This window comes from Vibrio sp. A8-1 (genome assembly GCF_013048685.1).
GTDB lineage: Bacteria > Pseudomonadota > Gammaproteobacteria > Enterobacterales > Vibrionaceae > Vibrio > Vibrio metschnikovii.
Genome location: NZ_VHTC01000011.1, coordinates 23,634 through 48,491, shown reverse-complemented (window position 1 = coordinate 48,491; position 24,858 = coordinate 23,634). Strand labels below are relative to the sequence as shown.

Genomic DNA, 24,858 nt, shown 5'->3' with positions numbered 1-24,858 from the left:
GATCATTATTATGAAAGGTAAGTCGGCTAGTATACAAAAGAAAACCCAACGGATATACCGCTGGGTTAGTCAGTTGTCACACAGGAGGCACAATCGATGGTTTTTTATTTGTTATTGAGGCTATCAAGGTAGCGCTCAGCATCGAGTGCGGCCATACAACCTGTACCAGCCGAAGTGATGGCTTGACGGTAATTATGATCCATCACATCTCCCGCAGCGAAAACTCCAGCTACGCTCGTTTGAGTTGCATTCCCTTCTAAGCCAGATTGGACCCAAATATAGCCATCTTTCATATCAAGTTGACCTTGGAAGATGTCGGTATTGGGTTGATGACCGATAGCAATGAAAACTCCCATGACATCGAGTTGTTCGGTTTGATCAGATTGTGTGTCTTTTAAACGAACGCCGGTCACGCCCATCTCATCGCCAAGCACTTCATCTAACGTGCGGTTGGTATGTAGAACAATATTACCGTTGTTGACTTTATCCATTAAACGGTCAATAAGAATTTTCTCTGAGCGAAAGGTATCTCGACGATGAATTAAGTGAACTTCAGAGGCGATATTGGCAAGATACAAGGCTTCTTCGACAGCGGTGTTACCGCCACCGACCACCGCGACTTTTTGGTTACGATAGAAAAAACCATCGCAAGTTGCACAAGCAGAAACCCCTCGGCCTTTAAACGCTTCTTCAGAAGGTAGGCCTAAGTATTTTGCGGAAGCACCGGTTGAAATAATCAACGCATCGCAAGTGTACTCTTGGCTATCACCTTTCAAGCGGAAAGGGCGCGTTGAAAAATCGACCTGATTAATATGGTCAAATACAATTTCAGTTTCAAAGCGCTCTGCGTGTTGCTTCATCCGCTCCATTAAATTGGGTCCGGTTAATCCTTCTGGATCGCCTGGCCAGTTTTCCACTTCCGTGGTGGTCGTAAGCTGACCACCTTGTTGCATCCCAGTGACTAACACTGGATTTAGGTTCGCACGCGCTGCGTAAACGGCAGCGGTGTAGCCAGCTGGGCCTGAGCCTAAAATAAGTAGTTTACAATGCTTTACATCGCTCATGATGACTCCGCTGTGAGTTCTAAAAAGTTAATCGATTGTAAGGAATAATGTTCGGGATGAAAAGCCATATATCCCCTTGCTACTTGAAGCCGTGGTGTGAGCTGCCTCCACCACTGGCCACATCAAGTTATTAGAGGTTCGCTAGGGGATGACTAATGAATCGGGTTGATGACCGAGTTTTTTCCATTGGCGATACAACATAAAACCCACCAGTAAGGATAAACAGATATTGGACAGCGGAACCGCGAGCCATACGCCATTTAAACCAAAGAAATGGGGTAAAACCAACAAAAAAGGAATCTGAATCATCATATTACTCATGGTAATAAACGTCGCTTTATTGCCTAATCCTAAGGATTGAAACCACGTTGCGGTTAAAATAAGAAAACCGTCTAAAAACATGGCACATAAAAACAACCGCATTGCCCATGTGGTGGTGGAGAGCAGTGCTTCATCGCCTTGAGCAATAAAAAATTGTGCAAAGAAACTGGGTGACCATTGAATCGCCAGAACCAGGAAAATACCACTGCCTAGGGTAAATGCGCTGGCGATTTTAAACGTTGCTTTGACGCGTTGTTTAAGATTCGCACCGTAGTAAAAACTGGTCAGAGGCTGCATCCCTCCTGCAGTGCCTTCGGCCATCAGATAGTAAAAAGTCAGTAAATAACCAGCAATACTATAAGCAGCAACATGGATGGCTTGACCATGTTTGAGCAGCAGCATGTTGTGCAGCACAATAGAAAAACTGATATATAGGTACATCAGCATACTCGACAAGCCGGTTTTTAGAATGTCGAACACGGCTTTGCTTTGCCAGTGAAAAGCTTGTTTTGAGATAGGTAGTTGGCTGCGACGGCTCAGTAAATAGTTTAAACAGATGGCGACGGAGATCAGCTCCCCCAGTAGAGTAGCAATCGCTGCCCCTTGCAATCCAAAACGGAAATAACCAATAAATAGGGCGTCCAAGGCAATATTACTGATCGCACCAATTCCCATCGCGAGTGTTGCTAAACGTGGTGCTCCGGCGTTACGTACTAACAGTGGTAAGGCAATACTGCCGAGAACAATCGGAGCGCCAGCCATCATCCAATACAGATAATCTGCTCCTTGTAAGTAAGCTCCATCTGTTGCACCTTGAAAATGCAAAAACATTGGACTTAGAAAGTGCAGTGCAATGCCTAGCGGCAAGCCGACAGCGACCAGTAATAGTAGGCCGTGGATCAAATAATTAATTGCAGACGAGGTTTCACCTGCGCCCATTTTTAACGACGTATGAGCCCCTGCACCCATGCCAATCATCATACCAAAGGCGAGTAATACGCCGACAAATGGCCAGGCCAAACTGATCGCCGCTAAGCCATCAGCCCCAATAAAGTGACCAACAAAAATACCATCGACAATTTGATAGGTACCACTGACCATCAATGCGGCAATCGATGGCAAGGTGTAGTGCCAAAACGCTTTACCGACAGAAGTGCGCTGTAAATTTATCATGTTGTTTCTCAATTAATAAGGACGAGAGGTGAGCTGAGGCGGCTCCATGCCCCCAAGATCTAAATCACGACAAGCTTTCATTAACAACTGTTCTAATTGTCTCAACTCATCGCTGGTTAATGTCTGTTGAAAGTGCACAATGGCGGAGTGATACACCTCTGCTTCATATTCTTGCATGGCCAACATTTTTTCACTCGGCAACAGACGCTGTGCTCGTGCATCCTCCATGCAAGGTTCACGAATGATATAACCTTGTTTTTGCAGCTTATTGACCATGGCACTCGCTGAAGCTTTGCTCACCTTCATCTGGTCAGCCAATTCGGTTAAACGAATGCCCTGTTCCGCATAGGCAAGTAAGGTATAGATATACTGCAATTCACTATTGGTTAACTCTAAATGACCATTATGTTTTGCTTGTTCACGCCAATGATGCCATAAGTGCCACTCTAAGCGCTGTAGGCTATGCCTTAAGTCCATAATTTACTCTTGCGTTTATCTTTTTAGTTAGTCTAACTAACAATTTCTGTGGTAACAAGAAAATCATTATTCAATCCATGTAACGACAGGCGAGTCGAATGGAATGAATGGTTAGATTACGCTTCAATATTCTAAGGCGGTGGTTTGTGTATAACTATTTGTTTTAATTTAAATTTTATTTTTCTTGGTGTGTGAGTCTAAAATTTGGGCTATGCAATGTTAATTTTTGGTTTATTAGTCTAATTTTAATGTTTTCATTAGTTTTTTATTTCTTATTGTTGCTGTCTCTTAGGGTTTTTTGTCTGCTTGGCTTGAATAAAGCGTATTTCTGCGTATTCTTTATGTAAATATAATGTTAATCAAAAGTGTCTGGCATGTGTTTTCATTAAGGAGTCAATAATGTTATCTGCACATGAAACAACCCTACAAATTACTCATTTAAGTCCAGAGGCAACACGCCAATTAGCGCCATCGTTTGCCACGCTGCCCCATACCGAACATGCTGATGGTAAATACCGCTTGCGTCGTTATTCGGTGATTCAGTATCGAGATGGTCAAGTGGTTTCTCTTGGAAAAAATGAGTTTGTGCAAAGCGAGGATATTAACCATTTTCAAGGGAATATTGTTCGTCAGTTTGAGCCGATTCTTGCAGAGACACTCAATAGTGAGGGAATGCGTGAGGTATGCGAGTTATTTATGCAGGCTAATGAGTTACCGAATGGGCAAGAGATAGAGATTCATCAAATTCGAGTGACGGCGATTTATGATGAAACTCAAGTCGCTCCAGAAGGCGTTCATCAAGATGGGTTTGATCATATCGCCTTAGTCAGTATTGACCGCTATAACATCGTTGGTGGTGACATTATGCTTTACAACGACTGCCATGAAGCGCCATTTTTCCGTAAAGTGCTTGATAATGGTGAGGTGGCGATACTCGCAGACAGTAAGTTATGGCACAACGCGAGTCCCATTCGCTCGGTGGATCACACTCAAGAAGGGCACATGGATGTTTTTGTTCTAACCGCTAAGGATGGTCGCCATGAGTTTCACTCCTGAGCAAGCACGGGTGCAGTTTTCTGCTTTAGCCCAGACTCACCATGATCGGCCAGTGTATTTCTTTGATGGACCCGGTGGTTCTCAGGTGCCTCGCTCAGTGCTACAAGCGATGACGGATTATCTGGGTCACTTTAATTCTAATCTTGGTGGTCACTTTTTTTCGAGCCAGCGGACAACGGATCTCATGTTACAAGCAAGAGAATCGGCTCAAGCGCTACTCAATGCTGAATCGTCGGGTAACATTGTCTTCGGTGCGAATATGACCTCCTTGACGTTTCAACTCAGTCGCAGCATCAGTCGAGAGTGGCAAAGGGGTGATGAAGTGGTTGTTACGGCCTTGGATCATTATTCTAATGTATCGAGCTGGGAAGAGGCCGCACAAGATAAAGGGGCGCTTGTTCATCAAGCAAGGATCAATCCTGAAAACGGTACGCTGGATATTGATCATCTTTTAAGCCTAATTAATGCTCAAACAACTTTGGTCGCGTTGACTTATGCGTCTAATACGACGGGTTCAATCGTCGATGTCAAAAGGGTTATCGAGGCAGCTCACGCGGTAGGGGCTCAAGTGTTCATTGATGCTGTGCATTATGCGCCGCACCATTTAATTGATGTCCAAGATTTGGAGTGTGATTTCTTAGTCTGTTCGGCGTATAAATTTTTCGGGCCCCACATCGGTATTGCCTATATCCACTCTCAATGGCTACACAGTTTGCAACCTTATAAAGTGGAGCCCGCAACCAATATTGGTCCCGGCCGATTTGAAACGGGAACCCAGAGTTTTGAAAGCTTAGCAGGCTTAGTGGCTGCGATTGATTATTTGGCTCAATGGGGAGAAAGCGGTGCGCCTTTACGTCAACGTTTGGCGCAGAGTTTTGCACAATTTAATCAACATGAGCAGCAGCTGAGTGGTTATTTTCTGCGTAAATTACAACAATTACCGCAAGCTCAACTGTATGGTCGATGGGAAGCGGACAGCGATAAGCGTACACCGACGTTCGCGATTCGTATCGCTGATCATTCACCAGAATGGATAGCCAAGACATTAGGTGAACAAAATATTTGTGTCTGGAATGGCCATTTTTATGCGCTAGGTTTGATTCGTCAACTAGGCTTAGAAGCGAAAGGTGGAGTGGTGCGAATTGGTTTAATGCACTACAACACCGTTGAAGAAATCGATCAGCTTTTTAACGTATTGGCGCCATTGGTTAAGCCAGTATCGCTCGTCGAGTAACGCCGCCAGTCGCCATCGGGCAAACTTGTTTGCTCGATGGCTCTCTGGATTATTTCCGATATTATTCGTTGTAACTCACTTCTACTTCGTAAGCGGTGTATTTGCGAATATTGATCACGCCGCTATCAAAAATCAGATATTGACCTTTAATACCTTGTAACACACCACTAACTAATGGCTGTTTATCAAAATTATGGGAAGTGATTTTAATCGGATGTTGTTCAACCGGATAACTGATCTCGGTACCGCTCTCATTCAACTCAATTACCACATCATCTCCAAATTGTTGTTTTAATTCGGTAATTTTTTCTGCTAATAATGGTGTTAACTTTGCAGCGTGTTCGGCTAAGGGCAGAGGTTCACCATCTCCTTTCAGTAGCGTTCGCCAATTGGTTTTATCAGCGATGTGTTTAGCCAGTTCGACTTCGAGTAAGCCTGAAATATGTCGTGTTTTGACTTTGTACAGCGGTAATCCTTGAGTGGCTCCTTGATCTATCCAGCGCGTCGGAATTTGATTATGGCGAGTGATGCCGACTTTTAAGCTCGAGGTGTTGGAGAGATAAACGTAATGATCGACCATGCAGTGATTTTGTGCCCATTCAGGTTCACGGCAGGTGCCTTGTCCAAAATGGCAGGTCTCTGGTTTCATGATGCACATATCGCAACTAGCAAGTTTCTTCATGCATACAAAGCAATGACCTTGAGAGTAACTTTTTTTGGTCTTTTTGCCGCATGAATGGCAAAAAATATTACCCGTATGATGAAGTGTCAGCGTTTTGCCGATCAATGGATTAAGGTCGATCAGGTGCTCGCCAACGGGAAGTTGGTAATGAACCGTTTGATGATGTTGAGCGCGCATTTTTTGTAATACGCCGCGAATAGTTAAAGACATGACATCGCTCTTTTTTGTAGTGTTATCCCTTACTGACCGAAACTTACGTTGCTTATGAGCTAGTTAATCAACGGATTATTGAGACCCGTAAGCCAGAGCATAGGTTATTAACGGCGTGTTTTCGGTCGTTTGGGTTTAGAATTATGTGATTACTTTTGAGTCCAATCAGACTCATCGACAGTGTTCTCGCTTAGTGTACCATTATCACGAGATTCAGACAGGATAGGTTCTTTGGGACCTAAGAACCTTGGTTGCGTATCGAGGAAGTAAAGATCTAAAACCGCTTTGCTTCTTGCGAAGACTTCACGTAAACGTACTTTGTATCCTAGATGATTTTTAGGACCGGGAACGGCTAGACAAGTGGCGTTAATCTCGTGATGTTGAGCGATAAAGAGCGCACGCTCGCAATGAAAACGTTGAGTGACGATCAAGAAATCATCGGTATCAAAAATGCGTTTCGCCCTGACAATCGAATCTAAAGTACGAAAGCCAGCATAGTCGAGATAGATCTGCCCATCGGGCACGCCCGCTTTGAGTAAATCGCGTTTCATCGTCCAAGGTTCGTTATAAGAACGATGAGCATTATCGCCGCTCAGAAGAAAATAATCGGTTTTATTGAGTTGATAAAGCTCAATCGCCGCTTCAATACGGTGTAGATAATAATCGTTTAAGGTGCGCCCAAGGTACTTACTGGTTCCTAGCACCACCGCGACATCAAATTTGGGTAATTTATTGATATCGCTAATAATATGCGGTTGAGTTTGCCAGCTTACCCAGCGGTCGATAGAAAAAATGACGGCTACGGCTATCAGGAAAAGCAGCATCAGCAAGGCTACGCCGCGGAGAAACCAACGTAAAAGCGTTTTCAGTCGGCCAATCATTAAATTTGTCGGTTTTTTTGTGCCCATAAACCTATCACAATAAAACTGATCATGATGATACTAAACATCATGCCTCGCTCTAAGTTGGCCAGTGTGCGAGTTAAGTAAGGGCTGGCTTTGACAATCAGTAAGCCATAACCAAACGCATTGACGATAATAAAGACTAAAGTGCGGACAATAAAATGCTGGTTATGCATCAGGCGACGCAGTAACGCATTCACCTCTCCGCCTAACATCACCAACCAACAGGCAATCAATGCCATCGAGATCTCAGCAAGATAGGGGGCCAGATACTGACCGGCTGGGGCAAAAAAACTCATCATATCGGTGCTCTAGTGATTAAAGCCTCGGAGCTGCTAACGTTGCACGACAAAACAGTGCAAAAATTAACAGCTCCTATTAACGCTTTGTTCAACGGGACGAATTAAAAAGCGGTACGCTTGTAACGACGATAAGCAGGTTGCCAGAAATGCTGTTCAATGGCAACGTCCAAAGCTTCATCCGTAATTTCTAACGCAACACCTTGTTCTATGGCTTTTTTAGCGACAGCAAAGGCAATTTTCTTCGAGACAGAATGAATCGATTCTAGCGGTGGCAGAAGTGGACCGTGACCATTAATCGCTAGTGGTGAGCAGAGTGATAAAGCTCGGCTCGATTCCATTAACATTTCATCAGTGACTCGTTTCGCTCCTACGGCGAGTACGCCTAAGCCAATCCCAGGGAAGATGTAGCTGTTATTACACTGGGCAATGGCGTACGTCTTACCATCATGGATGACGGGAGCAAACGGACTACCAGTGGCGACTAACGCTTCACCATTGGTCCAGTGAATAATGTCGGCAGGCGTCGCTTCAACTCGACTCGTCGGGTTAGAGAGAGGAAAAATAATCGGTCGAGGGCAATGTGCATGCATCTCTTTGATCACTTCCTCACTGAATAGGCCTGGAGCGCCTGAAACACCCACCAACACGGTTGGTTTGGCATGACGGACTACATCGACCAATGAGTAACCATTACCTTCAGAAGTCCAATCTTGAGTATTGTCTTTTTTCTGCACCAGACGCTGTTGGAAATCAAGCAGATTCGGCATCCCTTCTTCTAATAGACCCCAGCGATCGACCATATAGACTTGTGAACGAGCTTGAGCGTCGGAGATCCCTTCGGAGACCATCTGGGCAATAATCGCTTCAGCAATGCCACAGCCAGCAGAGCCTGCCCCTAAGAAGGTGATCCGCTGTTGTGATAATTGGCTACCTGCCGCTTTACAAGCCGCCAGTAGTGAGCCAACGGTGACCGCCGCTGTACCTTGAATGTCATCATTAAAGCAGCAAATGCGATTTTTGTAGCGTTCCAACAGTGGCATGGCATTTTTTTGCGCAAAATCTTCAAATTGAATTAACGCATCTGGCCAACGATGTTGTACCGCTTGGATAAAATCTTCGACAAAGTTATCGTATTCGGCTCCGGTGATCCGAGGATGACGCCAGCCCATGTACATTGGGTCTGCTAAGCGTTGCGGGTTATTGGTACCGACATCCAATACGATAGGTAAGGTATAGGCGGGACTGATTCCGCCACAAGCCGTGTAAAGTGATAATTTACCGATTGGAATGCCCATACCTCCAATCCCTTGGTCGCCAAGGCCGAGAATACGTTCACCATCAGTCACCACAATCACTTTAACGTTATGGTTTGCGGCGTTATTAAGCAGATCGTCGATACGATCTCGGTTAGCGTAGGAGATAAATAGCCCACGACCACGACGGTAAATATTAGAGAAATTCTCACACGCAGCGCCAACCGTCGGGGTGTAAATGATCGGCATCATTTCAGAGATATGGTTTTGTACTAAACGATAGAAGAGAGTCTCGTTGGTGTCTTGAATATTACGTAGGTAAATATGCTTATCCATATCACTTTCAAAGCTGCAATATTGTTGATAAGCACGGACCACTTGTTCTTGAATCGTTTCTGTCGATTCTGGAAGTAAGCCTTCCAAGTTAAAAGATGCACGCTCTTCGGCGCTAAAGGCACTGCCTTTATTCAGTAAAGGGGTGCTGAGTAGCGCAGGGCCAGCATAAGGAATATAAAGCGGACGTTTATCGTTATTCATTTGGTGCCTATGTAGGGTAGGTGGGAACAGATGGTTAAAAATGATAGCGGCTTATCCGCTAAGTTGTAAATAGATAAGCCTTTCCGTTTAAGTGATTATTTTCATTATAGACTTAATTAAAGGTTAAATCGGTCACTCTCGCGGACTTTTTGATGGATAACCTTCTGTTGACGAGAAGAGTACCAATCAGAAACATAGTCGGTATATAGTGTTACAAGTTTGATTTTTTATATTCCAGTTAGAAGAGAATACTTCCCATAAAAGATTGTTTTTACATATCGTATTGCTATATAAGTGTTCCTGCATAATAGTAAGCCCGCTAGGATAGATTTTTACATTGAGGTAAACATGCAACAATCACAACGAGTTTCTGTCGTGTTTGATTATGCGAGCTTTTTAGGAGCATCGTGTACCAAACGATGGAATTTTTCTGATGTATTAGCCTCCTTTGCTCCCATTTTCGGTACCGTCTGGCAAGATACCGTTAAACAGAGTAAAACCCATGAAGAGCGACTATGGGATTTGGCCTTAAGCACGTTATCTAGCCGTCGAAGTGACGAAGCCAATCTCATCGCATTGCTCAAACTGGCTAAAGCCGAAGGGATAGAAGAGCTAACACTGATCATGCCTTATGGATTAGAGCCAGCGCAGGTTCTGTTGATCGAGCAAAGCGCCGAGGTTAAATTACAGCCCGCTCAGGGGGATGAGTTTTTGGTGATCGTTAACCCCGCTTTGCCCGTGAGTTAGCGCTTTCATTATCATCCGCACCCATCGATCAGATGATGAGTGCGGGTAAAAAACAGCGTTAGACAATCAAATCGTATTGGTCACGCAATATAGCGATGATCTCTTGTTTAGGATGGCTACTTAGTTTGATAGGGTGGCCGACAATTTTTTCTGCAATGCCTAAATAGGTGCGCGAAATGTCCATCAGTGCTTCTACCGGAAGCGCATTATTTTGTGCCAATGCTTCGCGCTCTGTCATCCGTTCTTTATTGAGTAAAATATCTGGGTCAGGGAAGTAACCAAGCAAAAATTGGCGAAAGCCTTCTTTTGAATTTTCGACGATTTGGCCTTTTTGATAATATTCGGTGTCCCAAATGCGCGAAGAGTCGGGCGTACCAACTTCATCCATATAAATCAGTTTTTCTTGTCCGTTGGCATCGGTAACATAACCAAACTCAAATTTGGTATCAACAAACTGTTGACCGATGGCTTTTAATGCTTCATTAATCACGCTAAAACCCTGTTTAAGCAGCGTTTCGTAATGATCAATATCAGCAGGATGAGTAAAGTTAAATGCAGCGAAATTCTGTTCGATATCGTGTCGAGTGATATTCACATCATCGGCTTCAGGAACGCCGGGGATCCCAGTTAAAATCCCTTTGGTTGATGGCGTGATCAGCAGCTCAGGGAGTAGGCTATCTTTTTCCAATCCGTCAGGCAGAGCAATACCACAAAATTCGCGTTCACCTTTAGCGTAAGCGCGCCACATCGATCCAGTGATGTATTGGCGGCAGATCGCTTCGATTTTAATCGGTTTGGCTTTTTGGACAATCCACACTAAAGGATGAGGAATGTCGACGATGTGACTATCGGCTAACCCTTGTTGTTTGAAAAGGCTAAACCAATGATTAGAAATCGCATTGAGCGCTGCGCCTTTACCGGGAACGCCTTTTAATCCACCTTCTGCATGCCAAATACAATCAAAAGCAGAGATACGATCGCTGATCACCATAATTGCCAGTGGGGCATCTTTGGCAATCGGATAACCTTTTTCTTGGATCAATCGCTGACTGTCTTGTTCGGTAAGCCAGTAAACCGAGCGGACTTTACCGCTATGTACAGGCAAGTGGGTACGAATGGGGAGGTCGTCATTGACGGCAAGAACTTGATCAGCAAGACTCATGAAACATTCCTATCTGGATTAAACAGCGTTGACAAGAAAGACCCTCTGGTTTGTCAACCGACCATTGGGTCTTGTTTATGGCACGCATCATACCAGAACTATTTTCTGTCGCCATATAAAAAGCAAACGTTTGCTTTGGTGGTTTGTGGATGGGTTCAGTCTCTGCTGGGGGGACCGTCGTTAATGAAAGAACGACGAGGTTTTATTCAGGAAAAAGACTTCACATTGGTGCTGTTTCGCCATGTGTTGTAAACGACGTTGATGTGCTTTATCGATACTTGCCGAAGCAACAATAGCGCTCGCATTGCCTGATTGAATCGCTTTGAGCACAATATCCATTTCAGAACCTGAGCGTGAAGCTTTCATATGAATAATTTTATGACACTGGATCCGGTGCATGCTTAATTGTTGATAGTGAGGACGAGGGCATTGTGCCGTGTAGAGAATCCATTGGCGTTGTTCGGATAACTGCGCTAAGCGAGATAATATAGGATGATTGAGTTGTGGCACGCAGTGGCGATTGACCGAGCAAGAGTCATAAATAGCGTCTGAATAATGAAAGGTAGTGTTAAGCATAATACTGTCCTCATATACATGCTGTATGCATATACAGTAATCAAGGCGTGGATGATGATCAAGTGATAAGTGTGTTTGTTTTTTGTTCATTTCTGACATTTAGTCGTCATTTTTATCCTAGATGATTGATAAATAAGCGGTTGTTTTTTGAACGAGAGAGTAGATGAAAGATGTGAATTTGTGATCAAATTGGCAGTTTGTTGAGATGAGAGATGAAAAGGGAATTTATTTAGCAACAAAGCGCCTTGGCGGCGCTTCTATCTAGGTTAGGATGCTTGGTGCATTTGTCGTTCACGGGAGGCGAGTTCATCAAGATTGAATAACCTGACGTCCATTCTTGCCAGATCATGGCAATTTGGACAAGAATAATGCGCTTTACCGTCAATATATTCATGCTTTGTTAATTGGTTTGACAGTTTGCACCAATCGCACACTCCGATCACAGTAAACATTACTTCTCCCCACCTTATTCTGTTTGGTGTTTAATCTGTGCAGATTATCGCACATGCTCAGTAATTAAGTTAAGTATCTGTTACTGGCTTTGCGATGCTAATCGTTTGCTTTCTAATTTATTTAGAAGAGGTTGCGATATGTTTATTATAATTATTAACGCTTAGTTAACCTTTGGTTGATGATTTTCATCGCGCCGTTGAGACGTTTCATCTCTTCTTCGCTGCCTTGCAGATCGGGATGATAGATTTTACTCAGTTGTTTATAGCGTTGTTTGATGATTTTTTCATCGGGTAATCGATGAGGGTGAAAACCGAGTAGGGCGCAGGCCAAAGAAAAAGTCTGGTCGTGTTGGTGATGTGCCTGTTGGTGTTGTTGTTTTTTAAACTCTTGATAGAGCTTATCAAGTTGACGTTTTTGTTGTTTTATAATCGCCGCTTGCTGTTGGATCTGCTCTTTTTGTTCCATATTTAATTGCTCGGCTTGATGCTGTTGTTTGTTTTTGATTGAACGATACAGAGACAAGATGCCCATAATTAACAATAGGCCAATTAAAACGAACAAAAAATCGCTCATCAACGACATCGTATGATCTTGAGTTTGGCGTTCTTGTAACGCCTTATCTTCGTCCTCGTTCCTTAAACCATCCTGTTGCGCTTGTATTTCGAGATTTTGTAAGGCAATTAATTGATTGGCTCGACGTTGATTAAAACGTTGTTGTAATAGTTCACTGTAGCGTTGTTCACCTAGCGGATGGCGATCCGCAATACTGTGATACCAAATTTCTGCCATGAGCAATGATTGAGGGAGATATTCTCCTTGTTGATATAAACGTCCCATTGCTAAGGCTGCCTCAACATCACCTAAGGTAGCTGATTTGGTATACCAAAGTAGAGCTTGGGTTACATCAGTAGACGTACCTAGACCCTGTAAATAAGCATTGGCTAGTGGTGTCATTGCGGGTTGATAGCCGCGTTCTGCCGCTTGTAAAAACCAGTAATAGGCTTGGTCTGATTGCTGCGCTTGTTGATAGCTCACTGCTAATTGAAATTGTGCTTCCGGATTACCTAAGCGAGCTTGTTGGCGAACTTGATCGGTTTGCGCGGCAATAGGCCATGAACACACCAAGGTGAAAAACAGCAGTAACCAGGGTGATAAAACGTGCATGCTCAGCGTGTCCTAATGAGTTGATGGTTGTGATCACCGTATCGGTGCTAATGAGAAAAAGGCCCAATTAAGGGCCTTCTAAGTATACTCTTGTTCACTAAACTTGCCTTGCTGGAGGGCTTATTTTAGCGGCAAAATTTGAATGTCTACTCTGCGGTTACAAGCTCGTCCTTCCACAGTACTATTGGTACAAATTGGGAAGCGAGAGCCATTACCTCGCGCGATAGCTCGTCCTGGAGCGACTCCTTGTGACAATAAGAAGCTGCGTACTGATTCAGCACGACGTTCCGATAGCACTTGGTTAGTGGTATCACCACCAGTACTGTCGGTATGCCCATCAATCACTAAACTGGTGTCTGGGTATTGGACAAGAATTTTGGCTACGCCGCGTAGTGTACGGTGAATGCTTGAGTCGAGTTGATAAGAGTTGGTTTGGAAACCGATGCCGTTTTCCATACGCAATAAAAGTTGATTGTCGCCGACACGTTGAACTTGTACGCCTGAATGAAGCAATTCTTCACGCAAAGCCGCTTCTTGTTGGTCAAAATAGTAACCGACACCACCACCTACAGCCGCGCCGCCAGTCGCACCAATTAAAGCGCGTTGACGGCGCTGTTTCGCATTATCACCAGTGGCTAAACCCGCGGCCGCACCAGCTACCGCGCCAATTAATGCTCCGCGAGTGGCGGCATTCGTTTCTGATTCGCCTGTTGTGGCATTTTGCCTTTGTGTGGCAGCACAGCCAGACAATGTGATGACCAGTGCCATCGCCAGCGTGATTTTTTTCAATGTATTCTCTCCGTGTTGGCAGTATGTGTTCATTTCCGCTTATTGGCTACGCTATGTGTAGTTTATAGCCTTAAACTTTTTAAGCTTTGGTTGGAAGTTGTTGGTCATCCAGCGGTAGGGGCGATAGGGAAAACGCCTTGAGTCCACTGGAATTAGCCTGAAATAAACAAAACTTATCGAATAAAGTCAATCCATTGATCTAAATTTCACATTCGCATCACTTAATTGAGCGTTATAGACGAAAGGTTATTTAAGTCGTTTTGGCGCTTGTGCACCATCAATCGGTCTATTAACGGAAACTTTACGGCCTTTTTTGAGCCCGACTTCATAATCTGCGGTGATGTTCTTCATCGCATCACGTAGCTGTTGCTTAAAGGTTTCCCGATCAATATTTTCGAACTCTTTATCAATGTAACTGTTGATTTTATTCATTGAGTTTTCGTCAGGCGTAATGGTTGGCAATTTTTCCAGTGCGCCTTCTACCCAACCGGATAAAAACGAATTTACGCGCCGCGAGACTTCTGTCGTTGGTGTGCCACTGCCTGCAAAACTGTTGCGAAACTGCCCAGTCTGCTCATTCATTTCACGATAAACAATATCAAAAGCAAAGGCGGCAAAAATCGCTCTGTCTGCCTCACCGATAAATTCGACGCGTTTTAAACCTTTATGATTGATCAAAACGGCTTCAACACCAAATTTGGTATTAATGCCTCGGATAATACGTAAAATGCCGGAACTGATGGAGGCAGGCAGAAGATGAGTTGATTGGGTTTTGCCCATTTTAATAAACTCAATATCGTCTTTATCCAACCCATATTTGAGCATCAGCCGGTGGGCCATTTTGATCGCGTTGGCCGCTTCATTGACATTAGCGGAGTTACCTAACTCTAGGCATTTGGCTATTTTTTTTAAGGCTTTTTGTTTATCCATCGAATTATAAAATCGGTTCCGCAGCGCTAAGAAAAGTCAGCTATTTTACCGTTTTTATCTAAGGAGTGAAAGGGATGCTGGATATTCGCCTACCGGCGGGACGAATTAACCGGTAATTCGATGTTATTTTGATGGTAACTTGAAGTTGCGGCTCGGTTGGTAAGCGACAACTTCAAGTAGGGTAAAGATAGATACTCGGTTAGATACCTAGTTCATCGAGTAAATCGGCGGAGAGGTCACTATTTGCTTGGCTTGCCGCTTTATTGGCCGCTTTGTCGGCCATCTTTTGTTGTGTATCAGCTAAAATAGAGTCTGGACTTTCATCTTCCTGAATTTCAAAGTCTTCCAATTGAATAAACTCAGTGCGATCCATGGCCAATTCTAGATAGAAAATATTATTATTTTCGGTCGAGAAGGTTACGCGGCGGGCTTGTGGTCGATCTAAGTTAGTATCAACCGATAAGTTAACTTGTTTGTTGAGTGACAACATTTTCGGCTGGTTTTGAGTGATGTTGGTTTGTAACTCTTTGCGTACTTTGTTGGTGAAATCACCGACCAGTTGGTTCATCAGTTCACCGAGTACATCGCCAACTTCGTCGGAGGTGTGTAATACCGCAAGTTCATCTTCTGGCATGCCCATATTGCGCATATATTGGGTATACACTTCTAAAGCGGCTTTAGAAGTGAAGTTAATTACCACTAAACCAGAAAATCCGCCATCAAACAAAACGAAGCAGCCAAAGTCTGGTTTGAGTGACGTTTTGGTGATTTTTTGTACCATTGCCGAGTAGGTGATGTTCGATCCCGTGGCTGAGGAGAGTACGGTTGAAACCGATTGACAAAGTTTCAATAGAATATCTTCTGTGGTAACGACTTTATTTTTTTTCATATCTAGGTCCATGAGTGTGTCAGGGCTAAGTGGTTAATCAATGACCGCTTAGGAAAGTAGGCGACGAAAATGTATCTGTGTTTACTTAACGATAGCTGGATTTAGCTGACCTTCAACTCTTCCGTTATCTAAAAAATGGCTTAACTCTATTGTTGTTAAGATTCTGATTTGATCACTGATTTAAATGTTGTAAAGTGACCGGACTCAAAAAAATAAATTAAAACTCACCCATTACATAGCGCTGATTGGATCAGCGGCGTTCGGGCAGGAAGCAAATGTTACCAAGACTTCACCTCCAATCTGATGTTGATCCGGTTGTTTTAACCTTTTTACATGAGTTAAAAACAGCTGGGTTTACGGGCGATATCGAAACACAGTATGCCAGTCGTTTAGCCGTGTCTACTGATAACAGCGTTTATCAGCAACTTCCACAAGCGGTTGTTCATCCTAAAACTAGCCATGATGTTTCGCTTATCGGTCAATTAAGTATTAGGCCAGAATTCGAACGTGTCACGTTTTCTCCGCGTGGAGGCGGGACAGGCACCAATGGGCAAGCTTTAACCAAAGGGATTGTGGTTGACTTGTCTCGCCATATGAATCAAATCCTTGAAATCAATCCAGAGCAAGGTTGGGTAAGGGTTCAGGCTGGTGTAATTAAAGATCAACTGAATGATGCGGTGCGTGTTTATGGCTATTTTTTCTCGCCCGATCTCTCTACCAGTAACCGAGCTACATTGGGTGGGATGATTAATACCGATGCTTCAGGCCAAGGTTCACTCAAATACGGTAAAACCTCCGATCATGTTCTCTCGCTACAAGCGGTATTTTCCGATGGGTCAATCTTAGAAACCGACGGTTCACGGGGCGACCCGCAAGCCAATAGCTATGCTGAAAAGGCCATGCAGGTTACCGAAGCCGTCTGCCGTGGCCAGCGAGAGCAGATAGTCGCCAAGTTTCCGCCTTTAAACCGTTTCTTGACCGGTTATGATTTAAAAAATGCCCTTGATGAACAAACGGGGGAATTTAATATCACCCGCGTACTGTGCGGCGCTGAAGGTTCATTGGCTTTTATTACCGAAGCCAAACTCAATCTCACCCCAATTCCTAAAGCGCGAACCTTAGTTAACATCAAATATGACAGTTTTGATTCGGCATTACGTAATGCGCCGCTAATGATTGAAGCCAATGCGTTATCGGTGGAAACGCTAGATTCAAACGTACTCAATTTAGCGAAACAAGATATTGTTTGGCATAGCGTCAGTGATTTGTTAACCGATGTGCCTGGCAAGGAATTGCTCGGCATCAATATGGTTGAGTATGCAGACCAAGACCCAGAGCAGGTAAAACAATTAGTCACGCAATTGACCCAGCGTTTAGATGTGATGATCAGTCAGCAGCAAGCCGGGATTATTGGTTATCAAGTGTGTGATGATTTAGCCAGCATTAACCGTATTTATACTATGCGTAAAAAAGCGGTAGGTTTATTGGGCGCGGCCAAAGGACGAGCTAAACCGGTGCCATTTACCGAAGATACTTGTGTGCCACCGCAGCACTTGGCGGATTTTATTAGTGAATTTCGCGCGCTGCTTGACGACAAAGGCCTCAGTTACGGTATGTTTGGTCATGTGGATGCTGGCGTATTGCACGTGCGTCCCGCACTTGATTTATGCGATCCCAAGCAAGAGTTAATGATGCATGAGATTTCCGATCAAGTCGTTAAGCTGGTGGCGAAATACGGCGGTTTAATGTGGGGGGAGCATGGTAAGGGTTATCGCTCTGAGTACGGCCCTGAGTTTTTTGGAGCGGAGCTATTTACCGAATTACGCCGCGTCAAAGCGGCTTTTGACCCTCACAATAAGATGAATCCCGGTAAGATTTGTACGCCGCTTAATAGCAGTTTTGAGCTGGTTAAAGTATCGGATACCAAGCGTGGTTATTTTGATCGGCAGATTGACGTAAAAGTTCGTGACAGCTTTAAGCAAGCGATGGAATGTAACGGCAATGGGCTATGTTTTAACTACGACACTAGCTCCCCGATGTGTCCATCGATGAAGGTTACCGCCGACCGTCGTCACTCGCCAAAAGGTCGAGCGGGTTTAGTGCGTGAATGGTTGCGTCAACTGACGGAGCAAGGGATTGATATTCTCGATTTAGAGCAACAAGCCTTGCAGAAAACAGCCAGTGTTAAAAGTCTATTGGATCGCGTTCGGCAGCGTATTCGTCCCTCTCATGAGTATGATTTCTCTCATGAAGTGTATGAAGCGATGAATGGCTGTTTAGCCTGTAAGGCCTGCGCTAGCCAATGCCCAATTAAAGTGGATGTGCCGAGTTTTCGTTCACGTTTCTTAAATCTTTATCACACTCGCTATCCGCGTCCGGTTAAAGATTACTTAGTCGCGAACATTGAAACCATGTTACCGCTGATGGCGAAAGCGCCACAAGTGGTCAATGCGGTTATTGGTCAGCCATGGATTGAACGCTTAACGGCGGCGACAGTTGGCTATGTCGATACCCCTCGGTTATCTATCCCGACCTTAGCGGCGCGATCTCGTCGTCATAATATTGTGCCGTTTGATCGCCAACAATTGATGGCGCTTTCTCAGCAACAGCGCTCTGAACATGTGATTATCGTACAAGACCCTTTCACCAGTTATTATGATGCGCAAGTGGTGGAAGATTTTATCGCCCTGGTGATTAAGCTGGGTAAAAAACCGATTTTGCTGCCGTTTAAGCCCAATGGTAAAGCGCAACATATTAAGGGCTTTTTACAGCGCTTTAAGAGTACAGCAACCAGTACGGCTGGCTTTCTATCTCAAGTCGCGGATCTTAATATTGCTATGGTTGGGGTTGACCCGGCTCTGGTGCTTTGTTATCGCGATGAATACGTGGAGATTTTAGGTCAGCAACGGGGCGAGTTTGAAGTGCTTACCGCACATGAATGGTTATTACCACGATTGGCTGAGATGCCATCGCAAGCCAATGTTACTCAAGCGAATATTGATCAAGGACAGGCACCACAAGCGCCTTGGTATTTATTGGCTCACTGCACCGAAAAAACTAAGTTACCTAATGCTGAAAAAGAGTGGGGGCAGATCTTCAGCCACTTTGGGGCTGAGTTGCAGACCGTACCTGTAGGTTGCTGTGGTATGGCAGGTACCTTTGGTCATGAAGTGGATAAGCTACAGATGTCGAAAGACATTTATGCCTTAAGCTGGCAGCCAAGTTTGGATAAACTGCCTAAAGAACGCTGTTTGATGACCGGTTACTCTTGTCGTAGCCAAGTGAAACGCTTTGAGGAGATACAACCAAGGCATCCTATCCAAGCCTTGTTAGAGATCCTATGACCCTAGCGGCCATCTTCGGATGGCCGTTTTAACTAATCAGGAGGGGAGTTATGCGTTATTTAGAACTGAAAATTCCACCCGTGGCTCTGTTTTTAGTGGCACTGGTGATGTCTAATCGGTTAGCGTATCTATTTAGCTTTGCCGCTCTTACTCTTCCGTATACCAAGCTGATCTTTGCATTATGCGTTATGTTATCAGGGGTAGTCGGTATCTCTGCCGTTGTACAATTTCGCAGGGCGAATACCACGGTCAACCCAACCAAACCGGATCAAGCTTCTACTGTTGTCGATTCTGGAATTTTTAACTACAGCCGTAATCCTATGTATTTAGCGTTATTACTATTGTTATTTGGCGTGGCATATTGGCAGCAAAATCTAGTCAGTTTATTAGTGGTGATAGGGTTCATCGCTTACATGAATCGGTTTCAGATCCAGCCAGAAGAACGAGTATTAGAGCGGGTGTTTGGTGAGCGTTATAGCAATTATAAAGCGCGGGTTAGGCGTTGGATATGATTTACAGCCTTCCTACTTGGAGCTGCAGCGGTGTTGGCTACGTTCGTTCACCCCAATCACATAGTTTGCCTATGCTCATCGGGATTCACTCACTTGCCGCCTACCTGCAACTCCAAGTCGTTTGGATATAGCTCCTCCGGTAGTGGCGGAGCTGAGATGATTAGGCCGCTTGTGATAACTCAGCCAGAAAACGCACTTTACGATCGTTAAAGCGCTGCACTAAATCATCAATATCGGCTTGGTTATAAGGCTTTAATCCACTGGCAACCATACGTTTGATACCTTTGCCGACTAATTGGCCTTGATCTTTAAAGGTAAAATTCAAGGTCACGACGCCTCGTTTACCATCGACATCGAAGGAGGCACCGCTAAACTCAACTTCTGGATGGCTAAGATCCAAGCGCTCAAATTCCACTTCCATACTTTCATAAATCACCAATGGACGCTGGCAGTTGATCATCACTTGTTGCTGCTTCATCAGTGGCACCATAATGTGTGGAAAGTTCATGCCTGAAAATTGGACATAACTTTTAATCACATGCTCAATAAACACCGCATCGTGGGAAACTTCTCCCTCGCGTTGCATTAATAAATATTCTTTACCCGATTCATCCACCAACGCACTCATTTGGCTGCATTGATTTTCAACATGCAGCGCAACGCCATCACTAACCATGCCGGAGAAGGTAAAGCGCATTTTTTGGCTAATACCGTTCTTTTTCAAGAGCACTGCAAACAGCAGATCGCCGGGTACGCAAAACCGCTTACTGTCTTCGTCGTGGATCGGATTGAAATCACCCGCCACTTTTTTAGCAAAATGGCTCGCTTGTTGGCGAGTAAATTGAAATTGATGTTCAGCAGATGAAAAATAAGGTTTAAGCAGCATAATCAACACTTGTTCATAAAAACTGTTGCCGATTATAGCCCCAAGAAAAGTTTTAATGGTCCAATCAGTGTTAAATTGTTCACAATTTGTGCCTTTTGGCAAAAAGAAAGGATTTTTAGCTTATAAAACAGCACGATTTTAGCTAAAACCGTGATCGTGGTTGGCAAGCTTGACGTAATTAACGGCATGATAACGAATCAATCAATGGCCATGACAAGTCATCAAAAAGCCTTTTTACCTGAAAAACTCTGCTCAGTGTGTAAGCGCCCTTTTCGTTGGCGGAAAAAGTGGCAACGTTGTTGGAATGAAGTGAACTATTGTTCAGAACGGTGTCGTCGTCAGCGAGGTAAAGCATAATGAGCCCTCCAGCCATCAACATTGTTTGGTTCAAGCGCGATTTACGTTTAAGTGATCATCCCCCCTTGTGCGCTGCATTAGATAGCGGAATACCGACGCTGTTGGTGTATTTCTTTGAGCCCATGCTGCTCAATGATCGCCATTATTCTGAGCGCCATTGGCGTTTTGTCTGGCAATCACTGCAAGATATCAATCAACGGCTCGCTCGATTTGGTCATCAGATACTGATTGCTAACGTCTCAGCTGAGCAAGGTTTGGCGACACTAGCGACACACTTTTCTATTCAAGGTCTTTATTCTCATCAGGAAGTGGGTCTTGCTAATACCTTCAAGCGTGATGTTGCCCTTCAGCATTGGTGTACGGAGCAGGGGATAAGTTGGCATCAAAGTGCTTATGGCGCCGTTCGCCGCGCGGCAACTCACCGTCAAGGTTGGGATAAGCACTGGCAAGTAATTATGCGAGCACCATTGGCAATGCCGAATTTAACCGCACAGAGGTTAATTTCTGTTTGTGCTACCGATTTAGGTTTGGATAACAATGTACCATCAGCTTGGCGACGTAAAGAGAAAGGATTCCAAACAGGCGGTGAGACACTCGCTAAACAGACCTTAGCGGATTTTTTTCAGCGTCGAGCAAAAAATTACTACTTTCAGATATCCAGCCCGTCGCTCGCCCGAGTATCTTGTTCGCGTATGTCCCCTTATCTTGCATGGGGGAATATCTCATTGCGCGAGATGTATCAAACGCTACTCAGTTATTGGAATACGACTGGGTTAAGGCGGAGCCTAATTGCGTTAGCTTCACGGTTACACTGGCATTGCCATTTCATACAGAAATTTGAATCAGAATGTGAGATGGAGTTTCGCTGCGTAAACCGTGCTTATGAGCCGCTTCTGGCGCAAGCGTATCAGCCGGATACAGAACTATTGGAAGCTTGGAAAAGCGGCCAAACCGGCATTCCATTAGTCGATGCTTGTATGCGTTGTTTGTATCATACCGGTTATTTAAACTTTCGTATGCGCGCAATGTTAGTGAGTGTGTTGACTCATCATATGAATCAAGATTGGCGTGCTGGGGTCGGGCACTTAGCACAGCTATTTTTAGATTTTGAACCAGGCATTCATTATGCTCAATTTCAGATGCAGGCTGGGGTGACTGGGATCAATACCATTCGAATTTACAACCCAATCAAACAAGCTCAAGAGCATGACGCGCAAGGTGTGTTTATTCGTCAGTGGGTGCCTGAATTGGCAGAAGTACCACTATCTTTGCTGTTTGAACCGTGGCAAATGAGCCCTATGGAAGCCATGATGTATCAATTGCCCGCCGATAGTCGCTATTTAAACCCAGTGATTGATGTGGCAGCTTGCGCTAAGCAAGCGCGAGATAGGTTATGGGCTTGGCGCAAACGAGAGGATGTTAATCGTGAAGCTCAGCGTATTCTTGCCATTCACGCGCGGGTGAATATGAGGTAATGGGGAGTTTTTGTACAAAGACGGGGGGCTGGGTTAGCTAAATGTATAGTGCGTATTTGTTCGGTTTTCTGATCATTGGCCAAATTTTGACGGTATTCCAGTTACTAGGAGGATGTTATGGGAGGAGGATGTTATGGGACACACACCAAAAGTATGGAAAAAGTATGATTTTTAGTCTTTTGGTGATTCGATAGCACATTTAATCATCATTTATTGCTAAGGTTCCTTCACGTTTAATGGAGGACACTACTTTGACCACCGCTCGACAACAACTGGTTTCTACGGATGTAACATCTTATTATCACTGCATTTCTCGCTGCGTGAGGCGTAGCTTTTTATGCGGAAAAGATACGCTGACCAATCGTTGTTATGAACATCGAAGAGAATGGATAGAACAAAAAATCTATTCGTTAACTAACGTCTATTGCATTGATATTTGTGCATACGCAATCATGAGCAATCACTACCATTTAGTGATAAATATTAATCAAGACAAGGTGTTAAACCTCACGCATCATCAAGTCGTTGATCGCTGGAGCCAAGTTCATAAACTCCCAGTACTAATCCAACGTTGGCAAAATAAACAACTCACTAGCCTAGCTGAACAAACGTGCTGCATTGAACTAATAGAAGTTTGGCGGGAAAGGTTATCGAGCTTGAGCTGGTTTATGAAAGAGCTCAATTACGACATTGCTTGTAAAGCTAACCGAGAAGACAATTGCACTGGACACTTTTGGGAGAGCCGTTTCAAAAGCCAAGCACTACTTGATGAAAAAGCACTGGCAGCGGCAATGGCTTATGTTGATTTAAATCCTATTCGAACGGGGATCGCTGATACCCCAGAAACTAGTGAATTTACTTCGATAAAAGCCAGAATTGATGCACTAAATAAAAATTTAGTGACAGCGCCTTGCTTGCATCCTTTGATTGGTAACCCAACTAATGAACTACGAGAGGGGATCCCTTTTCGTCTGATGGATTATTTAGAGTTGGTTGACTGGACCGCTCGCCAATATCGAGACGGCAAAGCGTCGATGAGCGATAAAATGCCAAATATCCTGTCACGGTTAAGTTTTAATACAAGGGATTGGCTAAAAATCTGCACTAGTCTAGAGAAGTCGCGCGCGACAGCTATCGGTACTCGGCCTCAGGCAGCAATAGCGAAGGTAGTTTTGAAAAAACAAAAGATGCACCTGTATCTTTTGGAGTAAGTGTTAGCTTTACTATAAAAACTCAGCATAAAAACTAGACCAGAACCTTTACTGGAATTATGCATTCTTTTAATTCAATCAATATACGATATCTACCTACTTGTTATAACCTCGTTTTAATTAATTTAGTTTAAATAGACCTTAAACGCTTGGAGACAGAGTTAGTTTCACTATCATTTGATAAGTTTTTAGTACTAATCCTTAGAAATGGGGTTATTTAGTGTGTGTCCTGTAAAAGATAATAAGTTTTTAGTACTAATCCTTAGAAATGGAGTTATTTGGTGTGTGTCCTGTAAAAGATAAAGGTATACGAGAGAGATGAAGATATCTTGGAGTATGCTGATAACTACAGCTACACTGAAATCACATGAGCATATGATGTTTACTGCACAGCTATCTTCGAAATCAACAGTGGATGGTCGTGTTTTTACTGACAGTGCAAGAAATTGTGCGAGCCAAAAAGGATCTCGAGAATGTCCTCTCAAAACATGAATAGATTTGATTTTATTTTAGACAAAAAAAATGCCATGGTTTTGGTGCTTGCTACCTTTATTGGGGGCTTTATTAGTTCTCTCGTAAAATCAGGTACTGAGGCTAATATGCCGCCACGTATAGCGGGTGAAATATCGCCGCCTGCCGCGAATATTGATGCTTGGTTAGGATGGCTAGGAGTAAACTCTCATTCGCTGGATTATGTTTATCAAGGCATTACTATCCCTGGTGCGGTAATGCTTTATCACTGGCTATTTAGTTTTGCTTTTGCCTTTGTTTATATTTTCATCTCAGCAATAGCACCCAAGATAAGACTTTGGTATGGGGCAGTGTACGGAATTATAATTACATTAGTCATGCATGGTCTATTGATCCCCGCATTAGGTTTTCGACATCTAGCGTATCTTGATGGACAAGTAGGATGGTTATGGAATCTTAATGGTTATGAGTTTTGGAGTGAGATGATCGGCCATATTTGTTGGTCCGTTTCGATTGAGGTCAGCCTTATTGCTGTTTTAGCACTGCTTGGAAAACCGATCATAGGTAATTGGGCTAAGTAGGTTGTCTATAATAGCGGAGATTTTATAAGCTAATCGAATGCACGCTGCGCTGATATAGCACAGGGATTAATCTGATGATCAATCCCTGTGTTAGTGGATT

The 24,858-nt window shown here is 44.0% G+C and carries 24 protein-coding genes; 9 read left to right on the top strand and 15 right to left on the bottom strand.

Annotation, left to right across the window (positions count from 1 at the left end):
- Positions 1-104: 104 nt before the first annotated feature.
- From trxB to FKN93_RS08130, 3 genes are all read right to left on the bottom strand, one after another.
- Positions 105-1,064 carry a thioredoxin-disulfide reductase gene (trxB, locus tag FKN93_RS08140; protein WP_158138323.1) on the bottom strand — a complete coding sequence of 320 codons (960 nt, stop codon included), beginning with the start codon at positions 1,062-1,064 and terminating at the stop codon, positions 105-107.
- Between the two features lie 141 nt (positions 1,065-1,205).
- Positions 1,206-2,558, bottom strand: a complete 1,353-nt coding sequence (locus FKN93_RS08135) for an MATE family efflux transporter (RefSeq protein ID WP_004395455.1) — start codon at positions 2,556-2,558, stop codon at positions 1,206-1,208.
- A gap of 12 nt (positions 2,559-2,570) precedes the next feature.
- Complete coding sequence (locus FKN93_RS08130; RefSeq protein ID WP_158138325.1) at positions 2,571-3,035, bottom strand: helix-turn-helix domain-containing protein; 465 nt, start codon at positions 3,033-3,035, stop codon at positions 2,571-2,573.
- 399 nt (positions 3,036-3,434) lie between these two features.
- Between FKN93_RS08130 and FKN93_RS08125 the strand changes: the two genes are divergently transcribed.
- Both FKN93_RS08125 and FKN93_RS08120 read left to right on the top strand, forming a co-directional pair.
- Positions 3,435-4,091, top strand: a complete 657-nt coding sequence (locus tag FKN93_RS08125; RefSeq protein WP_170904830.1) for a 2OG-Fe dioxygenase family protein — start codon at positions 3,435-3,437, stop codon at positions 4,089-4,091.
- The gene (locus FKN93_RS08120; RefSeq protein ID WP_170904829.1) at positions 4,075-5,325 is read left to right on the top strand and encodes a cysteine desulfurase-like protein; all 1,251 of its coding nucleotides are present in this window, start codon (positions 4,075-4,077) and stop codon (positions 5,323-5,325) included. Before FKN93_RS08125 ends, FKN93_RS08120 begins: the two co-directional genes overlap by 17 nt.
- Before the next feature lie 61 nt (positions 5,326-5,386).
- On the opposite strand, the gene FKN93_RS08115 is transcribed toward FKN93_RS08120, so the two are convergent.
- The 4 genes from FKN93_RS08115 to FKN93_RS08100 form a co-directional block, all read right to left on the bottom strand.
- Positions 5,387-6,217, bottom strand: coding sequence for a DUF2797 domain-containing protein (locus FKN93_RS08115; protein WP_170904828.1), 831 nt, complete (start codon positions 6,215-6,217; stop codon positions 5,387-5,389).
- Positions 6,218-6,366: 149 nt separating this feature from the next.
- Positions 6,367-7,125: an ElyC/SanA/YdcF family protein gene (locus FKN93_RS08110; RefSeq protein ID WP_161425621.1), complete on the bottom strand. Its 759-nt coding sequence runs from the start codon at positions 7,123-7,125 to the stop codon at positions 6,367-6,369.
- Complete coding sequence (locus tag FKN93_RS08105; protein ID WP_161425622.1) at positions 7,098-7,421, bottom strand: DUF3392 domain-containing protein; 324 nt, start codon at positions 7,419-7,421, stop codon at positions 7,098-7,100. The genes FKN93_RS08110 and FKN93_RS08105 overlap by 28 nt, the downstream gene beginning before the upstream one ends.
- Positions 7,422-7,522: 101 nt before the next feature.
- On the bottom strand, positions 7,523-9,211 hold the full coding sequence (locus FKN93_RS08100; protein WP_004395448.1) for an NAD-dependent malic enzyme: 1,689 nt from the start codon (positions 9,209-9,211) through the stop codon (positions 7,523-7,525).
- Between the two features lie 348 nt (positions 9,212-9,559).
- Between FKN93_RS08100 and FKN93_RS08095 the strand changes: the two genes are divergently transcribed.
- Positions 9,560-9,958, top strand: coding sequence for a transporter (locus tag FKN93_RS08095; RefSeq protein WP_154168420.1), 399 nt, complete (start codon positions 9,560-9,562; stop codon positions 9,956-9,958).
- Between the two features lie 58 nt (positions 9,959-10,016).
- Here FKN93_RS08095 and FKN93_RS08090 read toward each other — a convergent pair whose 3' ends face one another.
- The 7 genes from FKN93_RS08090 to FKN93_RS08060 all read right to left on the bottom strand — a co-directional run bounded on the left by FKN93_RS08090 (position 10,017) and on the right by FKN93_RS08060 (position 15,921).
- Positions 10,017-11,120 carry a phosphoribosylaminoimidazolesuccinocarboxamide synthase gene (locus FKN93_RS08090; protein WP_170904827.1) on the bottom strand — a complete coding sequence of 368 codons (1,104 nt, stop codon included), beginning with the start codon at positions 11,118-11,120 and terminating at the stop codon, positions 10,017-10,019.
- A 180-nt stretch (positions 11,121-11,300) separates the two neighbouring features.
- Positions 11,301-11,696 carry a SulA-like leucine-rich domain-containing protein gene (locus FKN93_RS08085; protein ID WP_170904826.1) on the bottom strand — a complete coding sequence of 132 codons (396 nt, stop codon included), beginning with the start codon at positions 11,694-11,696 and terminating at the stop codon, positions 11,301-11,303.
- A gap of 266 nt (positions 11,697-11,962) precedes the next feature.
- Positions 11,963-12,148: a hypothetical protein gene (locus FKN93_RS08080; RefSeq protein WP_083797756.1), complete on the bottom strand. Its 186-nt coding sequence runs from the start codon at positions 12,146-12,148 to the stop codon at positions 11,963-11,965.
- Positions 12,149-12,302: 154 nt separating this feature from the next.
- The gene (locus FKN93_RS08075) at positions 12,303-13,313 is read right to left on the bottom strand and encodes a J domain-containing protein (RefSeq protein ID WP_154168414.1); all 1,011 of its coding nucleotides are present in this window, start codon (positions 13,311-13,313) and stop codon (positions 12,303-12,305) included.
- A gap of 120 nt (positions 13,314-13,433) precedes the next feature.
- Positions 13,434-14,102, bottom strand: a complete 669-nt coding sequence (locus FKN93_RS08070) for an OmpA family protein (RefSeq protein ID WP_004395444.1) — start codon at positions 14,100-14,102, stop codon at positions 13,434-13,436.
- Positions 14,103-14,348: 246 nt separating this feature from the next.
- Entirely contained in the window at positions 14,349-15,032 is a 684-nt protein-coding gene (locus FKN93_RS08065; RefSeq protein ID WP_004395443.1) for a DUF2786 domain-containing protein, read from the bottom strand.
- Positions 15,033-15,231: 199 nt separating this feature from the next.
- On the bottom strand, positions 15,232-15,921 hold the full coding sequence (locus tag FKN93_RS08060; protein WP_004395442.1) for a DUF3334 family protein: 690 nt from the start codon (positions 15,919-15,921) through the stop codon (positions 15,232-15,234).
- A gap of 275 nt (positions 15,922-16,196) precedes the next feature.
- On the opposite strand from FKN93_RS08060, the gene FKN93_RS08055 reads away from it, so the two are divergent.
- Both FKN93_RS08055 and FKN93_RS08050 read left to right on the top strand, forming a co-directional pair.
- Positions 16,197-19,265 (top strand): FAD-binding and (Fe-S)-binding domain-containing protein, encoded by a 3,069-nt coding sequence (locus FKN93_RS08055; protein WP_170904825.1) that lies wholly within the window; start codon positions 16,197-16,199, stop codon positions 19,263-19,265.
- Between the two features lie 50 nt (positions 19,266-19,315).
- Positions 19,316-19,777: an isoprenylcysteine carboxylmethyltransferase family protein gene (locus FKN93_RS08050; RefSeq protein ID WP_170904824.1), complete on the top strand. Its 462-nt coding sequence runs from the start codon at positions 19,316-19,318 to the stop codon at positions 19,775-19,777.
- A gap of 160 nt (positions 19,778-19,937) precedes the next feature.
- On the opposite strand, the gene FKN93_RS08045 is transcribed toward FKN93_RS08050, so the two are convergent.
- Positions 19,938-20,663, bottom strand: a complete 726-nt coding sequence (locus FKN93_RS08045; RefSeq protein WP_170904823.1) for a DUF3581 domain-containing protein — start codon at positions 20,661-20,663, stop codon at positions 19,938-19,940.
- A gap of 210 nt (positions 20,664-20,873) precedes the next feature.
- On the opposite strand from FKN93_RS08045, the gene FKN93_RS08040 reads away from it, so the two are divergent.
- From FKN93_RS08040 to FKN93_RS08025, 4 genes are all read left to right on the top strand, one after another.
- The gene (locus tag FKN93_RS08040; RefSeq protein ID WP_154170666.1) at positions 20,874-21,020 is read left to right on the top strand and encodes a DUF2256 domain-containing protein; all 147 of its coding nucleotides are present in this window, start codon (positions 20,874-20,876) and stop codon (positions 21,018-21,020) included.
- Entirely contained in the window at positions 21,020-22,495 is a 1,476-nt protein-coding gene (locus FKN93_RS08035) for a deoxyribodipyrimidine photo-lyase (RefSeq protein ID WP_170904822.1), read from the top strand. The genes FKN93_RS08040 and FKN93_RS08035 overlap by 1 nt, the downstream gene beginning before the upstream one ends.
- A gap of 236 nt (positions 22,496-22,731) precedes the next feature.
- Positions 22,732-23,706, top strand: coding sequence for a transposase (locus FKN93_RS08030; RefSeq protein WP_170904821.1), 975 nt, complete (start codon positions 22,732-22,734; stop codon positions 23,704-23,706).
- Between the two features lie 473 nt (positions 23,707-24,179).
- Complete coding sequence (locus FKN93_RS08025; protein WP_224215253.1) at positions 24,180-24,758, top strand: DUF1440 domain-containing protein; 579 nt, start codon at positions 24,180-24,182, stop codon at positions 24,756-24,758.
- Positions 24,759-24,858 lie beyond the last annotated feature (100 nt).

What these genes read in the sequence shown, in the direction of transcription:
- FKN93_RS08080 (WP_083797756.1), bottom strand. Translation starts at nt 12,148, where the DNA reads ATGTTTACTGTGATCGGAGTGTGCGATTGGTGCAAACTGTCAAACCAA.
- FKN93_RS08120 (WP_170904829.1), top strand. Translation starts at nt 4,075, where the DNA reads ATGAGTTTCACTCCTGAGCAAGCACGGGTGCAGTTTTCTGCTTTAGCC.
- FKN93_RS08095 (WP_154168420.1), top strand. Translation starts at nt 9,560, where the DNA reads ATGCAACAATCACAACGAGTTTCTGTCGTGTTTGATTATGCGAGCTTT.
- FKN93_RS08110 (WP_161425621.1), bottom strand. Translation starts at nt 7,125, where the DNA reads ATGGGCACAAAAAAACCGACAAATTTAATGATTGGCCGACTGAAAACG.
- trxB (WP_158138323.1), bottom strand. Translation starts at nt 1,064, where the DNA reads ATGAGCGATGTAAAGCATTGTAAACTACTTATTTTAGGCTCAGGCCCA.
- FKN93_RS08135 (WP_004395455.1), bottom strand. Translation starts at nt 2,558, where the DNA reads ATGATAAATTTACAGCGCACTTCTGTCGGTAAAGCGTTTTGGCACTAC.
- FKN93_RS08085 (WP_170904826.1), bottom strand. Translation starts at nt 11,696, where the DNA reads ATGCTTAACACTACCTTTCATTATTCAGACGCTATTTATGACTCTTGC.
- FKN93_RS08100 (WP_004395448.1), bottom strand. Translation starts at nt 9,211, where the DNA reads ATGAATAACGATAAACGTCCGCTTTATATTCCTTATGCTGGCCCTGCG.
- FKN93_RS08055 (WP_170904825.1), top strand. Translation starts at nt 16,197, where the DNA reads ATGTTACCAAGACTTCACCTCCAATCTGATGTTGATCCGGTTGTTTTA.
- FKN93_RS08040 (WP_154170666.1), top strand. Translation starts at nt 20,874, where the DNA reads ATGACAAGTCATCAAAAAGCCTTTTTACCTGAAAAACTCTGCTCAGTG.
- FKN93_RS08090 (WP_170904827.1), bottom strand. Translation starts at nt 11,120, where the DNA reads ATGAGTCTTGCTGATCAAGTTCTTGCCGTCAATGACGACCTCCCCATT.
- FKN93_RS08045 (WP_170904823.1), bottom strand. Translation starts at nt 20,663, where the DNA reads ATGCTGCTTAAACCTTATTTTTCATCTGCTGAACATCAATTTCAATTT.
- FKN93_RS08050 (WP_170904824.1), top strand. Translation starts at nt 19,316, where the DNA reads ATGCGTTATTTAGAACTGAAAATTCCACCCGTGGCTCTGTTTTTAGTG.
- FKN93_RS08060 (WP_004395442.1), bottom strand. Translation starts at nt 15,921, where the DNA reads ATGAAAAAAAATAAAGTCGTTACCACAGAAGATATTCTATTGAAACTT.
- FKN93_RS08115 (WP_170904828.1), bottom strand. Translation starts at nt 6,217, where the DNA reads ATGTCTTTAACTATTCGCGGCGTATTACAAAAAATGCGCGCTCAACAT.
- FKN93_RS08105 (WP_161425622.1), bottom strand. Translation starts at nt 7,421, where the DNA reads ATGATGAGTTTTTTTGCCCCAGCCGGTCAGTATCTGGCCCCCTATCTT.
- FKN93_RS08025 (WP_224215253.1), top strand. Translation starts at nt 24,180, where the DNA reads ATGTCCTCTCAAAACATGAATAGATTTGATTTTATTTTAGACAAAAAA.
- FKN93_RS08130 (WP_158138325.1), bottom strand. Translation starts at nt 3,035, where the DNA reads ATGGACTTAAGGCATAGCCTACAGCGCTTAGAGTGGCACTTATGGCAT.
- FKN93_RS08035 (WP_170904822.1), top strand. Translation starts at nt 21,020, where the DNA reads ATGAGCCCTCCAGCCATCAACATTGTTTGGTTCAAGCGCGATTTACGT.
- FKN93_RS08030 (WP_170904821.1), top strand. Translation starts at nt 22,732, where the DNA reads ATGGAGGACACTACTTTGACCACCGCTCGACAACAACTGGTTTCTACG.
- FKN93_RS08065 (WP_004395443.1), bottom strand. Translation starts at nt 15,032, where the DNA reads ATGGATAAACAAAAAGCCTTAAAAAAAATAGCCAAATGCCTAGAGTTA.
- FKN93_RS08075 (WP_154168414.1), bottom strand. Translation starts at nt 13,313, where the DNA reads ATGCACGTTTTATCACCCTGGTTACTGCTGTTTTTCACCTTGGTGTGT.
- FKN93_RS08125 (WP_170904830.1), top strand. Translation starts at nt 3,435, where the DNA reads ATGTTATCTGCACATGAAACAACCCTACAAATTACTCATTTAAGTCCA.